The following is a 17592-nucleotide window of genomic DNA, read 5'->3' on the forward strand; positions in this document are numbered from 1 at the left end:
TGATCTTGTGAGGGCGTGCCGTGTACGACTTTTTCGACGATCCTGCCAAGTTGGCGCCTACTCGCGTGACTGTCGAGCCAGGTGAGGCGGGCAGTTTCATACTGCGATCTCCGGAACCTCTGCAACCCTATGCCCGTTGTATCGGCGAGTGGCTGGAGCAATGGGCGCACGAGGCGCCACTGCGCCCTTACTTGGCCGAGCGTCGCAATGGCGTCTGGTTCACCTTGAACTACAGCGAGGTTCGCCAACGCGTCGGTGCTCTGGCTCAGGGTTTGCTGGAGCTCGATACGGTGCCCGGTCGACCGGTGCTGGTGTTGTCGGAAAACGACATCGATCAGGCATTGATTACGCTGGCGGCCATGCATGTCGGTATTGCGGTGGCCACCGTTTCGGTCGCTTATTCGCGCAATACACAGAGCGGCTGCAGCAAGCTCAAGTCTATCGTGGCGCAGCTGCAACCGGCGTTGATCTTCATCAACGATGGCGACACCTATCGCCGCACAATCGAATTGATTCAACCGGACTGTCCCGTCGTGGTTGCGCGCAACGCCCAGGCAGTTCCAGGCGCGCTGCCACTGCCTTTGCTTTACCGGATCGAAAGTGCGCAGGTGATGGATGCCTTTCTGTGCCTCGATGGCGATGTCCCCGCCCGCTATATGCTGACTTCCGGCTCCACTGGCACGCCCAAGGTGGTCATCAATACCCATCGCATGCTGTGCGCCAATCAGCAATCGATCGCCCAATGCTGGCGCTTTCTCGAAGGCAGTGAAATGGTCGTGGTGGATTGGCTGCCGTGGAGTCATACCTTCGCCGCGAACCACAACTTCAACATGGTGCTGCGCAACGGCGGCACGCTCTATATCGATGATGGATTACCGGTGACCGGGCGCATCGAGCGGACGGTGGAAAATATCAAATCCGTCCAGCCAACGGTGTTCTTCAACGTCCCTCGTGGCTATGAAGCGCTACTGCCTTACCTGGAGCGCGACGAGGAGTTGGCGCAAGCACTTTTCGGTCGCCTGGACATGCTGTTCTATGCCGCTGCGGCTTTGCCACAGAACACCTGGGACCGGTTGATGGCCTGTGCGGAAAAGGTGCGCGACAAGCCTCTGTTCTTTACCAGCGAATGGGGCGCGACCGAGACCTCTCCGGTGCTCACCAATGTTCATTACCGTTTGGACAAACCAGGCAACATCGGCCTGCCAGTACCGGGCGTAGAGATCAAGTTCGTGCCCAGCGGCGACAAGCTGGAAATGCGTGTACGCGGACCCTCAGTGTTTCAGCAGTATCTCAACGACCCGAAAGGCAGCCTTGAGGCGTTCGATGAACAGGGCTTCTATCAGATTGGCGATGCCGGTCGACTGCTCGATCCCGAGCGCCCGGAGAAAGGCATCGTGTTTGATGGGCGGGTCACTGAAGACTTCAAGTTGACCACGGGCACATGGGTTTCCGTTGGCACGTTGCGCCCACGGCTGGTGAGTGTCTTGGCGCCTTACGCTTCTGACGCCGTGATTTGCGGACATGACCGAGACGTGATTGGAGCATTGATCTATCCGACGCCGGCGTTACGCGCCTTGGCCGGAGCCGCCGGCAAGCGAATGAACGCTGAACAACTGGCGCTAGTACCTGCCATTCGCCAGGCCCTTAGTGCGGGTATCCAAGCACTGGCCCGGCAATCTCCTGCGTCCTCGCAGCATGCCGTGCGCATGGTCATCCTCGACTCGCCGCCGAGCCTCGATGATGGGGAAATTACTGACAAGGGTTACATCAACCAACGTGCTGCACTTGGACTGCGTGCTGATGCGGTCAAGCGTCTGTATGCCGAGACGCTGGACCCGACCGTGATTCTTCTCGACGAAGCGTATGGAGAAAGTAAATGAGTTCCAGAAAACTGAAAGTCGCCATCGTTGGATCCGGCAATATCGGCACCGACCTGATGATCAAGATTCTACGTAACGCCAAGTATTTGGAAATGGCGGTCATGGTCGGCATCGACCCGGCTTCCGACGGCTTGGCCCGCGCCCAGCGCATGGGCGTGGCCGTGACCCATGAAGGCGTTGAAGGCCTGACCCGCCTGGACGTGTTCAAGGACATCGACTTTGTGTTCGATGCCACCAGTGCTGGCGCCCATGTGAAGAACGACGCGTTCCTGCGCTCGATCAAACCCGGCATCCGCCTGATTGACCTGACGCCTGCCGCCATCGGCCCGTACTGCGTGCCGGTGGTCAACTTGGAGCAGAACATCGCTCAGCTCAACGTCAATATGGTGACTTGCGGTGGCCAGGCAACCATCCCGATGGTCGCGGCGGTGTCGCGTGTGGCGAAGGTGCACTACGCGGAAATCGTCGCCTCGATTGCCAGCAAATCTGCCGGCCCCGGCACCCGCGCCAACATCGACGAGTTCACCGAAACCACCTCCAAAGCCATCGAAGTGATTGGCGGCGCGGCCAAGGGCAAGGCGATCATCGTGATGAACCCGGCCGAGCCACCGCTGATGATGCGTGACACGGTGTTTGTGTTGTCCGAGGCAGCCGATCAGGCTGAGGTCGAGGCGTCCATTCTCGAGATGGCCGTAGCCGTACAGGCTTATGTGCCCGGTTATCGCCTGAAACAACACGTGCAGTTCGACGTCATTCCTGAAGACGCTCCGCTGCACATCCCGGGCCTGGGCACGTTCTCCGGGCTGAAGACTTCGGTGTTCCTCGAGGTTGAAGGCGCCGCCCATTACCTGCCGGCCTACGCCGGTAATCTCGACATCATGACCTCCGCTGCCTTGGCCACCGCCGAGCGCATGGCGCAGTCGATGCTGAACGCCTGAGGAGACCGACATGACTTTCAATCCTGGCAAAAAACTCTACATCTCCGACGTGACCCTGCGCGACGGCAGCCACGCGGTGCGTCACCAGTATTCGCTGCAGAACGTGCAGGACATCGCCCGCGCGCTGGACAAGGCCAAGGTCGACTCGATCGAAGTCGCCCACGGTGACGGTCTGCAAGGGTCGAGCTTCAACTATGGCTTCGCCGCGCACACCGACCTGGAGTGGATCGAAGCCGCCGCCGACGTCATCAGCCACGCCAAGATCACCACCCTGTTATTGCCGGGCATCGGCACGGTGCATGACCTGAAAGCCGCTTACAACGCCGGGGCGCGAGTAGTGCGCATCGCCACTCACTGCACCGAAGCGGATGTGTCGAAACAACACATCGAGTACGCCCGTGAGTTGGGCATGGACACCGTCGGTTTCCTGATGATGAGCCACATGATCCCGGCCGAGCAGTTGGCCGCGCAGGCCAAGCTGATGGAAAGCTACGGTGCCACCTGCGTGTACATGGCCGACTCCGGTGGTGCGATGAACATGCAGGACATCCGCGACCGTTTCCGTGCGTTCAAGGCTGTGCTCAAACCGGAAACCGAAACCGGCATGCACGCGCACCACAACCTGTCGCTTGGGGTGGCCAATTCGATCACCGCCGTCGAAGAAGGTTGCGACCGCATCGACGCCAGCCTTGCTGGCATGGGCGCCGGGGCCGGTAACGCGCCGCTGGAAGTGTTCATTGCCGCCGCCGAGCGTCTGGGCTGGAACCACGGCACCGACCTTTACACGCTAATGGATGCGGCCGACGACATCGTGCGCCCGCTGCAGGACCGGCCGGTGCGGGTGGATCGCGAAACCCTGGCGCTGGGTTATGCCGGGGTCTATTCGAGCTTCCTGCGCCACGCTGAAATTGCTGCGGCCAAGTACGGCTTGAAGACCCTCGACATCCTCGTCGAACTGGGCAAGCGCCGGATGGTCGGCGGTCAGGAAGACATGATCGTCGACGTCGCGCTCGACTTGCTGACGGCCCAGCGCCGTTAATTTTTCATGACACAGTAAATGAGCAAATGCCATGACCTATCACGTAGATATTCAACCAGCTGGGCAACAATTCGATCTGGATGCGAGCAAGACCATCCTGGATGGTGCGTTGGCGGACGGGCTGATGCTAAAGCACAGTTGCCGTGAAGGGACGTGTGGCAGTTGCAAGGGCAGGGTAGTGAGCGGCAGTGTCGATCATGCCAATAGTTCGCTGGAGGTACTGAGCGAAGAGGAACGTGCTGCCGGACTCGCTTTGTTTTGCTGTGCCAAAGCGACCTCGGACCTGGTCATCGATGCTCCGGAAGTCACCGAACTGCGCGGCATTTCGATTCAGCAGACGGCCGCCCGCGTAGCCAGCATCGAAAAGGTCGCCGACGATGTCATGGTCGTGCGACTGATGTTGCCGCCTACGGTCACGTTCAATTATTACCCCGGCCAATATGCGCAAGTATTGCTCAAGGACGGCAGCCGTCGCAGTTATTCGATGGCGACGCGCTCGACAGTGGATAATCAACTTGAGTGGCATATCCGTCATATGCCAGGGGGCAGTTTTAGCGGGCATGTATTCAATGCATTGAAACCGCGCGAACTGCTTCGTCTAGAAGGGCCTTATGGTTCTTTTTATCTGCGTGAGAACGATCAACCGATGATCTTTCTCGCCAGTGGTACCGGTTTTGCGCCGATCAAGGCGTTGCTTGAGCAACTGCGTGAACAGGGTAATAACACGCGTCCGGTTTATCTCTATTGGGGTGGCCGGCAGCGCAAGGATCTCTACCATCACGAGCAGTTGCTCAAGTGGCAGGCCGAATTACCCTGGTTGAACTACATCCCGGTGCTCTCGGAGCCGAACGATGCCTGTCAGTGGCAAGGCGCTTGCGGCTTTGTCCACCAACAGGTCCTGTCCGACTTTGCTTCGTTGAAGCGCTTCGAGGTGTATGCCTGTGGTGCACCGATCGTTGTGGATTCAGCCCGTCGCGACTTTATCGGGCAGCGAGAGTTGCTCGAATCCAATTTCTACGCTGATGCATTTGTATAAACGCAACAACGTTAACTAACGGATTAGAACGAGAAACACCCGAACTTGATTGGGCACGCCTGCGTGGTCGCTCAACAGGTTCGGCGGCAGGGACACGCCAGCAGTAAGGACCCGTTCAATACTAATAAAAATAGAGAAAACCATGAAAGCTCAAGTTCGCGTTCCCTCGAGTATCGCTGTTTGTTTTGTTCTCACCGTTCTTGCCGGGCAAGTAAAGGCCGCCGGTTTTGTCGAAGACAGTAAAGCCAGTCTGACGATGCGCAATTACTACTTCGATCGCGACTACAAAGGCACGTCCGCGCAATCGGCAGCCCGCGAGTGGGCCCAGGGCTTTATTCTCAAATACAGTTCGGGTTTCACCCCGGGACCTGTGGGTTTCGGTATCGATGCCGTGGGGCTGTTGGGCGTCAAGCTCGATTCATCGCCGGACCGTACGGGTACAGGTTTGCTGCCGTACGACGTGCCCAGCCGAGAGCCGCGCGACGATTATTCGGAGCTTGGCCTGACCGGCAAAATGAAAATCTCGAAGACGGAACTGCAAGCCGGGACCATCAGTACGTTCCTGCCGATCGCCTTCGCCAGCCCCACACGCTTGTTGCCGCAGACCTTTCGTGGTGCCTATTTGCGCTCGCAGGATCTGGACAAGCTGTCGTTGAGTGTCGGCTTTTTGGACCGCATCAACCTGCGCGATTCCACCAGTTACCAAAAAATGACCGTCGCATCGCCCAACGGCCGTTTCAACCCCAAGGCTGAATCGGACAAGTTCGTCTTCCTGGGCGGTGATTACAAATGGTCCGATAGCCTGACACTGAAGTACTACCATGCCGTGCTGGACGAAATGTATCGCAAGGACTACTTCGGCTTCGAGCAGATACAACCTATCGGTCCTGGAAAGTTGAAGACGGATGTCCGCTACTTCATCACCGGGGAAGACGGTGCGGCCAAGGCCGGGCATGTCGACAACCGAAATCTGGGGGCGATGTTCACTTATACGGTGGGCGCCCACAGCCTGGGCGCTGGCTATATGCAGCTCAATGGCGACACCGCGATGCCATATCTGACAGGGACTGAACCCCTGGTGGTGTCCGAGGGCTCGCTCAGCTCCGAGTTCATCAACCCGAAAGAACGTAGTTGGCAAGTGCGCTACGACTACGACTTTGCGGGCCTCGCAGTGCCGGGTCTCAAAGGCATGGTGCGCTACCTCAATGGCAGCAATATCCAGCTGCCAACAGCTTTGGGTGGAGACGACCTCAGTGAAAGCGAAAAAGATGTCGAACTGTCCTATGTCGTGCAGTCGGGCACATTCAAAGGGGTCAGCGTACGTCTGCGTCATGCCTGGTATCGCAACGATTTCGCCCCGGCGGCGACCTTCCGCGATGACAACGAGACACGGGTGAACATCGATTACACCCTGGCAATTTGGTAGTCGAGCAGCGACTGGCCGGGCAGGCGCCATCCAGCGCCTGTTCCTCACTGCCGTCCCTCGGTAGTGCCTATTTAGAGTGTGAGGTTGCCCGGATGTTTATTGTTGATGCTATCGAGTCGCAGGGGCTGTGCCATGACCTCGACCAGCCCCAAGCCTGTGCGCAACGACTCAGGCGGATGATCGAACTGCAGGAGCGCGAGCGGTGTCATCTCGCACGTGAACTGCATGACGATGTGGGGCAATTGTTAACCCTCATCAAGATCAGCGCCAACTCGGTCCTGCGTCATCTTGTCGGGGACCAGGAACAGCGTCTGGCCGCGCTGGTCCGGGTGGCAGACGAGGCGCTGGGCAAGGTGCGCAATCTGTCGAACATGTTGCGTCCAGCGCCTCTGGACAGCGTGGGCCTGATTGAAGCCATGCACCGGTTGGTCGAGAGAATTCCGTCAGATATGCCCGATGGCGTGCGCGTCCGGTTGGAGTGTGCCGAGTTGGAACCGCGTCCGGATGCCTGCGTTGAAGTCACGCTGTTCCGAATATTCCAGGAGGCCTTGAACAACGTGCTCAAGCACGGCGGTGCCAGCCTGGTCGAAGTAACACTCAGGCGGCGCAATGACGGGATTCACCTGACGATCAACGATAACGGAAGCGGTTTCGACACGGCGGGCGTAACGCAGAGCGGCAAGGGCATGGGCTTGATGAACATGGCCGAACGAGCCCGGCTTTTTGCCGGAGAGTTCACGCTGGACTCAGGCTTGGGTAGAGGTACGCGGATAGCGGTGGTTATTCCGGATTCCAACATGAACAAGTGAGGTGAGGCTTAGCAATTAACGCCAGCGCTCTCACCACAACAATAACAACAACATTGGATTACTGATCATGCAGCAGCGTGTATGCACCGTTCCGACACATCGAAATCGAATGAAATCGGCGCTTCTCCCTGGCCATCCATGTGGTTATTGCACCTACAGCGCTCCGCGCTTCGAAGCCACCTCCGTCCTGCTCGCATTCCACTGAGGATCACTCATGGACTTTTCAATTTTGGCATTTCTTACCCAGGACGGGCTGACCACAGGCGCCATCTATGCATTGGTGGCTCTGGCGCTGGTTCTGGTGTTTTCGGTGACCCGCACGATCCTGGTTTTCCAGGGCGAGTTCGTTACCTTCAGCGCCCTGACTCTAGCCACTCTCCAGTCCGGCCTTCTACCCGGCACGTTGTGGTTGTTGATCGGCTGCTCAATCGCGGCATGCCTGCTCGACAGTGCAATCGCATTGAAACACCGACAGCCATGGCAATTGCCACGAATCGCGCTCAGCTATCTGGCACTGCCACTTGCATTGCTTGTAATGCTCAGCACTTTTGACCTGCAAAGCCTGCCTGGCCTGATAAAGATCATTTTTGCACTGGCAATCGTTACGCCGTTGGGACCGCTGCTATACCGGCTGGTGTATCAGCGGGTAGCCCAAAGTTCGGTGTTACTGCTGCTGATTATTTCGGTCGCAGTGCACATCGTGCTGATCGGGGCAGCCTTGTGGATGTTCGGTGCTGAAGGCGTGCGAACCGAGTCTTACAGTGATGCCGGCCTGATGTTCGGTGACCTGTCGATCAGCCTGCAAAGTCTGCTGGTGGTGGGGTGTGCGTTGCTGTTGATCGGACTGCTTTACGTTTTCTTTGGCCACAGTTTGTATGGCAAAGCCTTGCGAGCCACGGCATTCAACCGCACAGGCGCGCAACTGGTGGGCATTCCCACTCAACTCGCCGGCAAGAGCGCTTTTGCGCTGGCAGCCTTCATCGGGGCCATTTCCGGAATCCTCATTGGTCCACTGACAACCTTGTATTACGACTCCGGTTTCCTCATCAGCCTCAAGGGCTTCGTTGCCGCAATCATCGGCGGTCTGATCAGCTATCCATTGGCCGCCGGAGGTGCCTTCCTGGTGGGTCTGCTGGAAAGTTTCGCGACCTTCGGGGCATCGGCCTACAAGGAGGTCATCGTTTTTACACTGGTCATACCCGTGTTGCTCTGGCTCTCGCTGAAACACCCCAATATTGAGGAGCAACACTAATGGCCCGTCGTCTCATACCGCTGTTTCTTCTGCTCTTGGCAGCCTGTATTGCCCCTCAGATATTGCCGTCCTTCTACGTCAGCCTGTTTAACTACATCGGCTTGTACAGCCTGGTTGCGTTGGGCCTGGTGTTATTGACGGGGGTCTGCGGCCTGACGTCGTTCGGCCAGGCAGCATTCGTCGGCATCGGCGCTTATGCCACTGCAGTACTCAGTACCACGCTGGGGTTATCACCCTGGCTAGGGCTTCTGGCCGGCTTGAGTATGACCCTTGTCGTCGCCTTGGTACTCGGCCTGCTGACCTTGCGCCTGGCGGGTCACTACTTGCCCATCGGCACCCTGGCCTGGGGGTTGGCGATCTATTACCTGTTTGGCAATTTGCCGGGGCTGGGCGGTTTTGGCGGCATTCAAGATCTGCCAACCATCGCTTTGTTTGGCTGGCGGATCGACAGCGCAGCAGATTTCAGCCTGTTGATCGGAGCCTTGCTGATCGCCAGCATCTGGCTGCTCGACAATCTTCTGCACAGTCGTCAGGGTCGCGCCATCCGCAGTCTCAAGGAAGCTGGCGGCATGGCCGAGGCCATGGGTGTGGACACGGCACGCAGCAAATTGATCGCATTCGTGCTGGCAGCCCTGCTTGCTTCGCTATCCGGCTGGCTGTATGCGCACATGCAACGAGTGATCAACCCCACACCTTTTTCGGTGAACATGGGTATCGAATACCTGTTCATGATTGTCCTGGGTGGCACTGCGAGCCTATGGGGTGCGCTGGTTGGCGCAGCGCTTGTGACTTTGATCAAGCAGGTGCTGCAAGACGTGTTGCCGCTGTTGTTCGGGCATGCCGACAACTTCGAAATGATTTTCTTCGGTGTGCTGGTGATTCTCGTACTGCAATATGCCCGAGAAGGTCTGATACCACTTTTGCGTAATCGCCTGCCGACACTTCGCGCTTCCATTTTGCCCCTCGCCGATGCAACTGCATTGCCTCGGCGCCAGCCACCCACGAATGGCTCCCCGCTGCTGATAGCCGAAGGCTTGGTGAAGCGTTTCGGCGGGCTTGTCGCAAATAATGATATGAGCCTAGCGGTCAAATCAGGCGAAATCACAGCGCTGATCGGCCCGAACGGCGCGGGCAAGTCCACCTTGTTCAACCTGTTGTCCGGGGTATTACCTCCCACTGCTGGACAGATCCTGTTTCTGGGCCAGCGCATCGACGGCCTCCCGCCACGCAAAATCGCCAGGCTGGGCGTGAGCCGCACCTTCCAACACGTGCGGCTGCTACCGGAAATGAGTGTTCTGGAGAATGTCGCGCTGGGCGCCCATAGCCGCGCAAATGCAGGACTCCTGCGTTCACTGCTGCACGCAGAGCGCGAGGAAGAAAAACGGATTCTGGCCGAAGCAGCGCGACAAATCGAACGTGTAGGACTGGGTCAATTCATCCACACCCCTGCCGGCAGCCTCGCTCTGGGACAGCAGCGTATTGTCGAGATCGCTCGTGCCCTGTGCAGCGATCCCTTGCTGTTGCTCCTCGACGAGCCCGCGGCGGGTCTGCGATATGGCGAAAAACAAGCGTTGGCCGGTCTGCTCGAACAATTGCGCGGCGAAGGCCTGGGCGTGCTGTTGGTGGAGCATGACATGGACTTCATCATGCGCCTGGCTGACCACGTCGTTGTTATGGAGTTCGGCCAGCGTCTTGCTGCCGGGACCCCCGAAGAAATACAGGACAACCCGGCGGTGCTGGCCGCCTATCTCGGAGGGGTGGAATGAGCCATCTATTGCAAGTACGTAACCTATCGGTCAGTCATGGCAAGGTCGAAGCCGTGCGCAAGCTCGACCTGCATGTCGAGGAAGGCCAGATCGTCAGCCTGATCGGCCCCAATGGAGCGGGTAAAACCACCTTGATGGCAGCCCTCATGGGTTTGCTGCCCGCTACCGGCGAAGTGCGCTACTTGGGCCAACCGCTGTTGGCCCACAAGGGCGTTGCGCAACGCGTTGGCATGGGCATGGCGCTGGTGCCGGAAAGCCGCGAACTGTTCGGCCCGATGAGCGTGGAGGACAACCTGCGGCTGGGCGCATTCAGTCGCCACCGTCGCGGTCTGCGGGATCACGACCAGGGCCTGGATGAGGTGTTCGGTTTGTTTGCGCGACTGTATGAACGTCGTCAGCAGGCAGCCTGCACCCTCTCCGGCGGCGAGCGGCAGATGCTGGCCATTGGGCGCGCATTGATGGGCAAACCACGATTGCTGATGCTCGACGAACCCAGCCTGGGTCTTGCTCCGAGGGTGATCAACGAAACGTTCTCGATTATCGAGAACCTGCGACGCAGCGGCGTTTCGATCCTCTTGGTGGAGCAAAACGCAAGAGCCGCGCTGAAGATCTCGGACTACGGGTATGTCATGGAGCTAGGCGAATTGGTTCTGGAAGGTCGAGCTGAAGACCTGGCGCAGAACCCCCAAGTCATTGAGTCCTATCTGGGCCGTAAACCCACTGCATTCGGCCCCCCCAAAACTGAAGCATTAGATGCCTGAGTAAGCAAAAACCTGCTGATCAAAGTTCCCTCTCACATAGAACAACAAAACCACCTGGAGCTTCCATGAAACGCCACATCGTCTTGTTTTTAGCTGCATCGATGACAACAGCGGCTCATGCCGACATCTCTATCGGCATCATCCTTTCAACAACCGGGCCTGGAGCCTCTCTGGGCATTCCAGAACGTAATACCGTGCAACTACTGCCCAAACAGATCGCTGGGCAAACCGTTAATTACATTGTGCTGGACGACGCTAGCGACAGTACCGCGGCCACCAAGAACGCTCGCAAACTGGTGAGTGAACAGGCTGTTGACCTGCTGATCGGCTCCACCACGGTGCCAACCTCCTCGGCGGTCGCCCAAGTCGCCAAAGAAAGCAGCACAGCGCAGATAGCGCTTGCTCCTTACGTCCCGCCAAACAACGAGAATCATTGGATCTTCACTATCGCTCAAACTAATGCCCTTATGGCCAAGGCGCTCATCGAGCACATGCAGCACAACGGCGTAAAAACACTGGGCTATATAGGCTTCAACGACGTCTGGGGCGAGGATTGGTTTAAGGCCCTCGGTGAACTGGCTCCCGCAGCCGGCATTACACTGGTGCGCGATGAGCGCTTCAATCGTACCGATTCCTCTGTCAGTGGCCAGGCATTGAAAGTCATCGGTGCACGACCTGACGCAGTGCTGATCGGCGCTGCCGGAGCTCCCGCTGCGCTCCCCCATACCGAACTGCGCAGGCTCGGCTACAAGGGCGCGATTTACCACACTCATGGCGCTGCCAATAGCGCCTTCTTGCGGATCGGCGGCAAAGCCCTCGACGGGGCCATCCTGCCCGTTGGACCGGTAGTGGTGTGGGACAAGCTACCGGACGACCATCCGTCGAAGGCAATCGCGAGCGAATACGCCCAAAGCTATGAGGCACAGTTTGGTGCAAATAGCCTTTCTCCTTTTGGAGCCTATTTGTATGACGCCATGCGCTTGGTGGAAGCCGCAGTACCTGGCGCACTGCAAGTCGCCCAACCCGGAAGCCCCGAATTCCGCCAAAGCTTGCGTGAGCAGCTGGAAAAAACCAAAAACGTCGTCGGTACCCATGGGGTTTACAACTTAAGCCCAACTGACCATTTCGGGCACGACCTACGCGCCCGTGCGCTTGTCAGCGTGCAAAACCAACAATGGGTTCTGCTTAATGGTCCTCAATAAACAGAATCTTCTAGCCCTGAAATAGGCATGCATCTCGATGCATCCCATCGGGCGTTATGTCTGGATACTGAAAAACGGCGTTGTTGCTCCTGATCGAAAGCTAACGGCATCAGTCCGTTGTTCTGCGGTGCACCGATTCGTACCCAAGTGCTCGGCAGTGTTGCCCAAAACATCCGCCGGCCCTAACCACGAAAGAGACCTGGGCCAACCAAATGGCAGGCCCAGCTTTGGTCTGATTTGCGTTTTTGAACACTTTGGTAAATGGAACACCCGGCTTAATGACTTTTTATTCTTTCATCGTAAATCGAAAGATATACCGGAAGTTTCAGGTGTTTTATGTTGGTAATGTTCTTCATAAAAATCGTCGACCGAAATTTTGTTTGGATATTGACGATTTCAATAAAAGAAAGTAGCTTGGTTTTGCTCGTTCATGGGCATTTTAGCCCGCTCTGTGCGGGCTTTTTTTATTTTAATTTTCTGAAAGTCAACCTGCTGTGCTAGAGAGGGAGTGCTCATATTTCTAACATGGATCATGCCATCACTTGATGGTTGAGTATTTATACTGGTTGTGAATAGGTAAAACTACTCGGGTTTTTTTAGGGTTTTGGTGAATACACTTAATTTAAGTTAAAGACTGCTTAATGGTCAGTTGTGCTTTGAATTCGCTCCTTCAATTTAGTTGTTGATGGCGATGATTACCCGGAGTAGGCGGATCATCCGAACGTAGCGGGCTGTCAGAAATTTTCTACATGCAATCGTTGGCCACAAAGTACTTAAGTTCATCGAGCAGCGGATAAATGGAGAAAATCTGTTGCATCTTCAAGTGCCCGCGATAGGGGGAGCAGCCGGCGCAAAGCTTAAAGTTCGTTCGAACCGGTGCCGGCACTATGTTTGAGCTGAACGTCGGAGCAACCTCCCAAAGTCAAACCTGCGGCGCTAACGCTGGCGTTGTGATCCAGCCTTCAACGTCGGCAATTCGACTCGTTGGCGGTCGCGAAAACCGAGTCTTGTCAGTTAGTGACTGACTACATCCGAAATCGGCTGGTCAAGTTGTTAAGATCTGTGGCTAATCGTGCCACCTCACCACTGGCCACCGAAGTCTGCTGTGCGCCATCATTGCTCTGATCGGATATGTCACGGATGGCGATCAAATTGCGATCGACCTCTCGTGCCACTTGTGCCTGTTCTTCGGCCGCGCTGGCAATGACCAGATTCATCCCGCTGATTTCAGTGATCCGTTCTGCTATCAGCGTCAACGCCTCGTCAGCTTCACTGGCCAATGCCTGGCTGCGTGCTGCGAACTCTCCACTGTGGTGCATATCGCGTACACCTTCTTGGGTGACGCTTTGGATCGCGGAAATCATTTTTTCGATTTCTTGGGTGGAGGTTTGTGTACGCTGAGCGAGATTGCGAACCTCATCAGCGACTACCGCGAAGCCACGGCCCGCCTCACCGGCTCGCGCCGCTTCGATGGCCGCATTGAGGGCAAGTAAGTTGGTCTGTTCCGCAATGGCACGAATCACGTCTAACACACGACCGATATTCGATGCTTCCTCAGCCAATCGGACCACCGTGCCGGTGGTGATGGTGAGCTTGTTGCTGAGCTGATCAATGGTTTCACGAGTGAGCACGACCTGCTTGCGCCCGCCATCGGTCAACTCCATCGCCACACGCGAGGCGTCGGAAGCACGGCTGGCACTGTTAGCGACTTCATCTGCCGCCGCTGACATTTCGGTCACGGCCGTCGCCGCCATTTGCATCTCTTCATTTTGTTGATGGATGCCCTGCGCCGTTCCTTCGGTGACAGCCTGAAGCTCCTCGGCCGCGGATGCCAGCTGAGTCGCAGAACCTTGGATGTCTTGCAACGTACTGCGCAATGTGGCTTGCATCGTCTGCACCGATTGCTGTACTTCGGTGACCTCATCCTTGCCATGCACGAGAATCTTTTGACTAAGATCGCCTGACGCCACCCGGGCCGCCGCGTCTTTGAGCGTCGCCAAAGGCCGAGTAATACTACGTATCAGCAGTGCGGCGAAAACACTACTGCAAATCAGAACACCCAGTAGCAGTATCACGAACATGATCTGGGTGAAGTCGTACAATGCGATGGCTTCGTCGTAGACGCGCTTCGATTCTTCCAACTGAATATTGATCAGTTTACTGAATCTGTCCGAAAGAGGGTCAATAATTGGATACAATTCGGTTTCAACAAAACGATCAAGTGCAGCCTTGTCGCTCTTAGCCAGCATATCTTTCAAGCGTTCGATAGGGGCTTGTGCCGCTTCAACGAACGTTGAGAGTTCCTTTACTGATTGTTGCTCTTCCTCGACCATGTTGGTCTTTCGGTAAGCTGACCAAAGCCTGTCGATTTCGAGATCCGCATCTTTCACGTCACGCTCAGCTTGGGAAAAGGTAAGCTGACCACTGCGTGCCTTGTGACTGGTATCGACGATTTTCACCGCGTACAGGTCGGCGATGACTTTCAGATCACGCAGGGGAACGACCCTGTCTAGATAAACCGTATTGAGGCCAGCGATGCTGCGGTGTAGGGCACTCTCTCCCATCACACCGATCACTATGCAGCCAAGCAGCATAGTGCCGACGAGAACAAGAAGCCGTGTTCGAATAGTTACCTGTAGCATTTATGTACTCCTGCTCTATAAAACTTGCCAATCACGGGCGCTGGCAAGTGGTGTTTAATTTCGGGGGGTAGAGCGTACCTAATAAAGGGGCCAGGCTAACGATTGCGCATCGTAGCAATGGAGTGCAAGAATTTAGCAGTGCGAGCCGTGCGTATCTGCACACAGCGCGGCCGCTTTATAAAATCAGGCCAGGAGACAAAGTCGGAGTCGCACTCAAATCAACTACAAAACGCGACAGACAATAGTTAAAAACACCAAAATAAAACCACGCATCCAAGAATATAGAAAGCTTTAGCTGGGTAAAAAAACCATACATAGATATGCATTTTCCGTATGCAAGTATTTTCCTGCCTACCATAGGTAAATCTACTTGCGCGGGGCGAGATGACTAAATTGCCACGTAGTACGGCCAGCCGTTTGCTGGTGTTCTGTCAAGTTTGAGATCTGCCAGCTCGCCTGACTCAGCCAGAGACCCTGTTCAAGCGATGGCCTCTCCACCATCCGTCAGTTTACTTAGGGATCTTGGATATTCCGCTACTGCAACACCAACCAGCGCCTGGCAAGGCTGGGGGAGTGGTGAGTTGTTGATCATGAACTGGAAGCCAGATGAATCAGCGAAGGGACAGCTTCAAAATAACCCTACTAACTGCGCCCATGAAGGCAAACTCTGAGTGGCATTCCGCGTCCATCAGCAACCGGCTATCTCCGCCTGGGTGCGCGAGCTGAGCTAACCTTCGGATGAGCGCTTGCGGTTGCGAGGGGCGCGCGGCAGGTCGAAAAAGCCCAGTGGCGCCGTCAACAGCATCGACACGTCTCGACGGCCCGAGTGCCGCGGATGCGCGGAATCAGGACTATGACCGCCTGATTTGGAGCAGCGGGTGATCAGGCTAGGCGTGTAAGTATTCTATGATTGGCGTAGTCATAATTGTGAGGCAGGCCTAGAGTTGGCCTGCCGTCAATAATCAGCTGTTTGACTGACTTTATCGCTCTTGCACTTTAGTTGTACGCGTGGCTTGCTTTTCTTTTGCTGGATCTGAATACGTTTGGCCGGTAAAAGTAACAGTTCTTTCACACCACCAATTTTTTTGATGCTCACCTATTTTACAGGTGGGTGCAGGCCGATTTGTGATTTTACCGCTAATATGATTTAGAAAAGGCTTTGAAGCGTCTTGCTCTGCTTTATCAATGTCTTTATTCAAGGCGCTCAGTGCTTCCTCTTGAGTATTAGCGCCAACAGGACTCTTAAATTTTGAGTTGTTGACATAAGAATAAAACTGTTTGCTTTGAGTTTTTTGCTTTCCAGGTTCAACCTTGCTCTTCTCGGCTCGACTGGATGCGGTTGAGATAGCCGTAGATGTAGATCTTCAGGAGGATCGCGGGGTGGTAAGCAGCCCGGCCAGTATCGGCTGGTATGGCGCCTTCAAAACCCAGTTTGACCAGGTCAAGTTCGTCGACGAAGACGTCGACTAGTCAAAGCGTGGGTAACAGCCATTGGCCTTGACGCAACGATGTACGGTACTCATACGCTACGGAGAACCAAAGCATCGCTAATTTATCGGAGGACGAAGAACCTGAGAGCTGTTCAACTACTGCTTGGTCATACGAAGCTTGAAAGCACCGTCAGATACCTGGGAATCGAGGTCATGATGCCTTGGGAATGGCGGAACAGACGGAAGTTTAACCACCCGTTGCGACGGTCGATGCTAGACCGTCGCGATCCGACCCATTGCAGCCAGTCCTTACAGGCGGCCACCCGGCGGGACTCAGTGCCGGCGGTTATAGACGGAAGCGCAGTACCAGGGCTTGTTGGTTGTTGGCCACTTGCTGCAGATGCTCGCCGCTGCTGCGGGTATGAGCGGCATTCTGCCGGTTGTCCCGAGTCATATCGTGCAAACGGTGCATGTGCTGATTCACTTCCTGCGTGGTTCCTGCCTGTTCGTCAGCGGCGACTGCGATCTGCACGGCGAGGGCGTGCACGCCTTGCAGGGAGTTGTCCAACTGGCTGAGCGAAGTCAGCACGACTTGGGTTTCACGCTCCAGCGTATGTGCTTGTTCGGCCGAGGCCTGCATCGCCTGAAGGGCTTCAGTGGAAGAGCCCCGCAAAGTGTTGGTGATTGCTAGGATTTCTTCGGTGGCGCTGCTTGTGCGTTGGGCAAGGTTGCGCACCTCGTCGGCGACTACAGCAAAGCCACGGCCTTGTTCCCCGGCGCGCGCGGCTTCGATCGCGGCGTTGAGTGCCAATAGATTGGTTTGTTCGGCAATGCCGCGGATCACTGCGAGCACGGTGCCGATTTGCAGGGCGTCGCTGGTCAGAGTGTCTACCACTCTGCCAGCCCGGCCAATGTCGTTCAGCAAGCGTCCCTGCTGGCCGATCATCTGTTGCAGGGTACCTTGCATCTCACCAAAGGTACCCCGTGCGGCGGTGCTGCCCTGCGCGCTGTCGGTGGCGTTACGGGCGATCTCCTGGACTGTACTGGACATTTGCTCGACGGCGCTGACTACCATTTCCAGCGATTCTTGCTGCAGGTCCAGGCGTTCGCTGGTTTGTCCGGCGGCGCATAGAATATCGCTGCTGGCCTGACCGACATCCTGGCTCGATTGGCGAAGACGCTCAATCACATCGCGCCAGGCCTGCGCCATTTCGTGCAAAGCCAACATCAAGCCGGCCTGTTGTCGTTGTTCGGTCGGCAGGTTCAGCTCGCCTGCGGCCAAGCGACGCGCCAGTACGGTCATGTTGCTCGGTTCGCCGCCCAGCGGGCGCATCACGCTGCGGCTGACCAGCCAGGTGGCGACGGCAACGGCGACGACGGTCAGTAATCCCAGCAGCAAGACTTGCGCGCC

13 protein-coding genes and 3 pseudogenes are annotated in these 17592 nt (G+C 56.5%); 11 read left to right on the forward strand and 5 right to left on the reverse strand.

Annotated elements, in window-relative coordinates; genetic code table 11:
• Window positions 1-20: 20 nt before the first annotated feature.
• From ACA049_RS14865 to ACA049_RS14910, 10 genes are all read left to right on the forward strand, one after another.
• Window positions 21-1880 (forward strand): feruloyl-CoA synthase, encoded by a 1860-nt coding sequence (locus ACA049_RS14865; protein ID WP_497336629.1) that lies wholly within the window; start codon window positions 21-23, stop codon window positions 1878-1880.
• The gene (locus tag ACA049_RS14870) at window positions 1877-2818 is read left to right on the forward strand and encodes an acetaldehyde dehydrogenase (acetylating) (RefSeq protein ID WP_497336631.1); all 942 of its coding nucleotides are present in this window, start codon (window positions 1877-1879) and stop codon (window positions 2816-2818) included. Before ACA049_RS14865 ends, ACA049_RS14870 begins: the two co-directional genes overlap by 4 nt.
• A gap of 10 nt (window positions 2819-2828) precedes the next feature.
• The gene (dmpG, locus tag ACA049_RS14875; RefSeq protein WP_128607777.1) at window positions 2829-3857 is read left to right on the forward strand and encodes a 4-hydroxy-2-oxovalerate aldolase; all 1029 of its coding nucleotides are present in this window, start codon (window positions 2829-2831) and stop codon (window positions 3855-3857) included.
• Between the two features lie 31 nt (window positions 3858-3888).
• Window positions 3889-4893 carry a CDP-6-deoxy-delta-3,4-glucoseen reductase gene (locus tag ACA049_RS14880; protein ID WP_497336633.1) on the forward strand — a complete coding sequence of 335 codons (1005 nt, stop codon included), beginning with the start codon at window positions 3889-3891 and terminating at the stop codon, window positions 4891-4893.
• Between the two features lie 142 nt (window positions 4894-5035).
• Window positions 5036-6319, forward strand: coding sequence for an OprD family porin (locus ACA049_RS14885; protein WP_497336871.1), 1284 nt, complete (start codon window positions 5036-5038; stop codon window positions 6317-6319).
• 92 nt (window positions 6320-6411) lie between these two features.
• The gene (locus ACA049_RS14890) at window positions 6412-7128 is read left to right on the forward strand and encodes a sensor histidine kinase (protein ID WP_497336635.1); all 717 of its coding nucleotides are present in this window, start codon (window positions 6412-6414) and stop codon (window positions 7126-7128) included.
• A 214-nt stretch (window positions 7129-7342) separates the two neighbouring features.
• On the forward strand, window positions 7343-8380 hold the full coding sequence (locus ACA049_RS14895; protein WP_497336637.1) for a branched-chain amino acid ABC transporter permease: 1038 nt from the start codon (window positions 7343-7345) through the stop codon (window positions 8378-8380).
• Window positions 8380-10146: a branched-chain amino acid ABC transporter ATP-binding protein/permease gene (locus tag ACA049_RS14900; protein ID WP_497336639.1), complete on the forward strand. Its 1767-nt coding sequence runs from the start codon at window positions 8380-8382 to the stop codon at window positions 10144-10146. The genes ACA049_RS14895 and ACA049_RS14900 overlap by 1 nt, the downstream gene beginning before the upstream one ends.
• On the forward strand, window positions 10143-10907 hold the full coding sequence (locus tag ACA049_RS14905; protein WP_497336641.1) for an ABC transporter ATP-binding protein: 765 nt from the start codon (window positions 10143-10145) through the stop codon (window positions 10905-10907). Before ACA049_RS14900 ends, ACA049_RS14905 begins: the two co-directional genes overlap by 4 nt.
• Window positions 10908-10972: 65 nt before the next feature.
• On the forward strand, window positions 10973-12109 hold the full coding sequence (locus tag ACA049_RS14910; protein ID WP_497336643.1) for an ABC transporter substrate-binding protein: 1137 nt from the start codon (window positions 10973-10975) through the stop codon (window positions 12107-12109).
• Window positions 12110-13134: 1025 nt separating this feature from the next.
• On the opposite strand, the gene ACA049_RS14915 is transcribed toward ACA049_RS14910, so the two are convergent.
• The 4 genes and pseudogenes from ACA049_RS14915 to ACA049_RS14930 all read right to left on the reverse strand — a co-directional run.
• Complete coding sequence (locus tag ACA049_RS14915; RefSeq protein WP_497336873.1) at window positions 13135-13998, reverse strand: methyl-accepting chemotaxis protein; 864 nt, start codon at window positions 13996-13998, stop codon at window positions 13135-13137.
• Window positions 13993-14751: pseudogene (locus ACA049_RS14920) on the reverse strand (MCP four helix bundle domain-containing protein); the annotation flags it as partial. The gene ACA049_RS14915 and the pseudogene ACA049_RS14920, both read right to left, overlap by 6 nt.
• A gap of 980 nt (window positions 14752-15731) precedes the next feature.
• Window positions 15732-15950 (reverse strand): hypothetical protein, encoded by a 219-nt coding sequence (locus ACA049_RS14925; protein ID WP_497336645.1) that lies wholly within the window; start codon window positions 15948-15950, stop codon window positions 15732-15734.
• 121 nt (window positions 15951-16071) lie between these two features.
• Window positions 16072-16221, reverse strand: a pseudogene (locus ACA049_RS14930) (transposase); the annotation flags it as partial.
• Between ACA049_RS14930 and ACA049_RS14935 the strand changes: the two are divergent.
• Window positions 16203-16432, forward strand: a pseudogene (locus ACA049_RS14935) (tyrosine-type recombinase/integrase); the annotation flags it as partial. The pseudogenes ACA049_RS14930 and ACA049_RS14935 sit on opposite strands and share 19 nt — an antisense overlap.
• Window positions 16433-16527: 95 nt before the next feature.
• Here the strand turns inward: ACA049_RS14935 and ACA049_RS14940 are convergent.
• Window positions 16528-17514, reverse strand: coding sequence for a methyl-accepting chemotaxis protein (locus ACA049_RS14940; RefSeq protein ID WP_497336875.1), 987 nt, complete (start codon window positions 17512-17514; stop codon window positions 16528-16530).
• Window positions 17515-17592: the final 78 nt, after the last annotated feature.

The sequence above is a fragment of the Pseudomonas sp. LBUM1662 genome (assembly GCF_059695915.1).

What these genes read in the sequence shown, in the direction of transcription:
- ACA049_RS14895 (WP_497336637.1), top strand. Translation starts at nt 7,343, where the DNA reads ATGGACTTTTCAATTTTGGCATTTCTTACCCAGGACGGGCTGACCACA.
- dmpG (WP_128607777.1), top strand. Translation starts at nt 2,829, where the DNA reads ATGACTTTCAATCCTGGCAAAAAACTCTACATCTCCGACGTGACCCTG.
- ACA049_RS14885 (WP_497336871.1), top strand. Translation starts at nt 5,036, where the DNA reads ATGAAAGCTCAAGTTCGCGTTCCCTCGAGTATCGCTGTTTGTTTTGTT.
- ACA049_RS14870 (WP_497336631.1), top strand. Translation starts at nt 1,877, where the DNA reads ATGAGTTCCAGAAAACTGAAAGTCGCCATCGTTGGATCCGGCAATATC.
- ACA049_RS14905 (WP_497336641.1), top strand. Translation starts at nt 10,143, where the DNA reads ATGAGCCATCTATTGCAAGTACGTAACCTATCGGTCAGTCATGGCAAG.
- ACA049_RS14900 (WP_497336639.1), top strand. Translation starts at nt 8,380, where the DNA reads ATGGCCCGTCGTCTCATACCGCTGTTTCTTCTGCTCTTGGCAGCCTGT.
- ACA049_RS14910 (WP_497336643.1), top strand. Translation starts at nt 10,973, where the DNA reads ATGAAACGCCACATCGTCTTGTTTTTAGCTGCATCGATGACAACAGCG.
- ACA049_RS14915 (WP_497336873.1), bottom strand. Translation starts at nt 13,998, where the DNA reads ATGCAAGCCACATTGCGCAGTACGTTGCAAGACATCCAAGGTTCTGCG.
- ACA049_RS14880 (WP_497336633.1), top strand. Translation starts at nt 3,889, where the DNA reads ATGACCTATCACGTAGATATTCAACCAGCTGGGCAACAATTCGATCTG.
- ACA049_RS14890 (WP_497336635.1), top strand. Translation starts at nt 6,412, where the DNA reads ATGTTTATTGTTGATGCTATCGAGTCGCAGGGGCTGTGCCATGACCTC.
- ACA049_RS14940 (WP_497336875.1), bottom strand. Translation starts at nt 17,514, where the DNA reads ATGCGCCCGCTGGGCGGCGAACCGAGCAACATGACCGTACTGGCGCGT.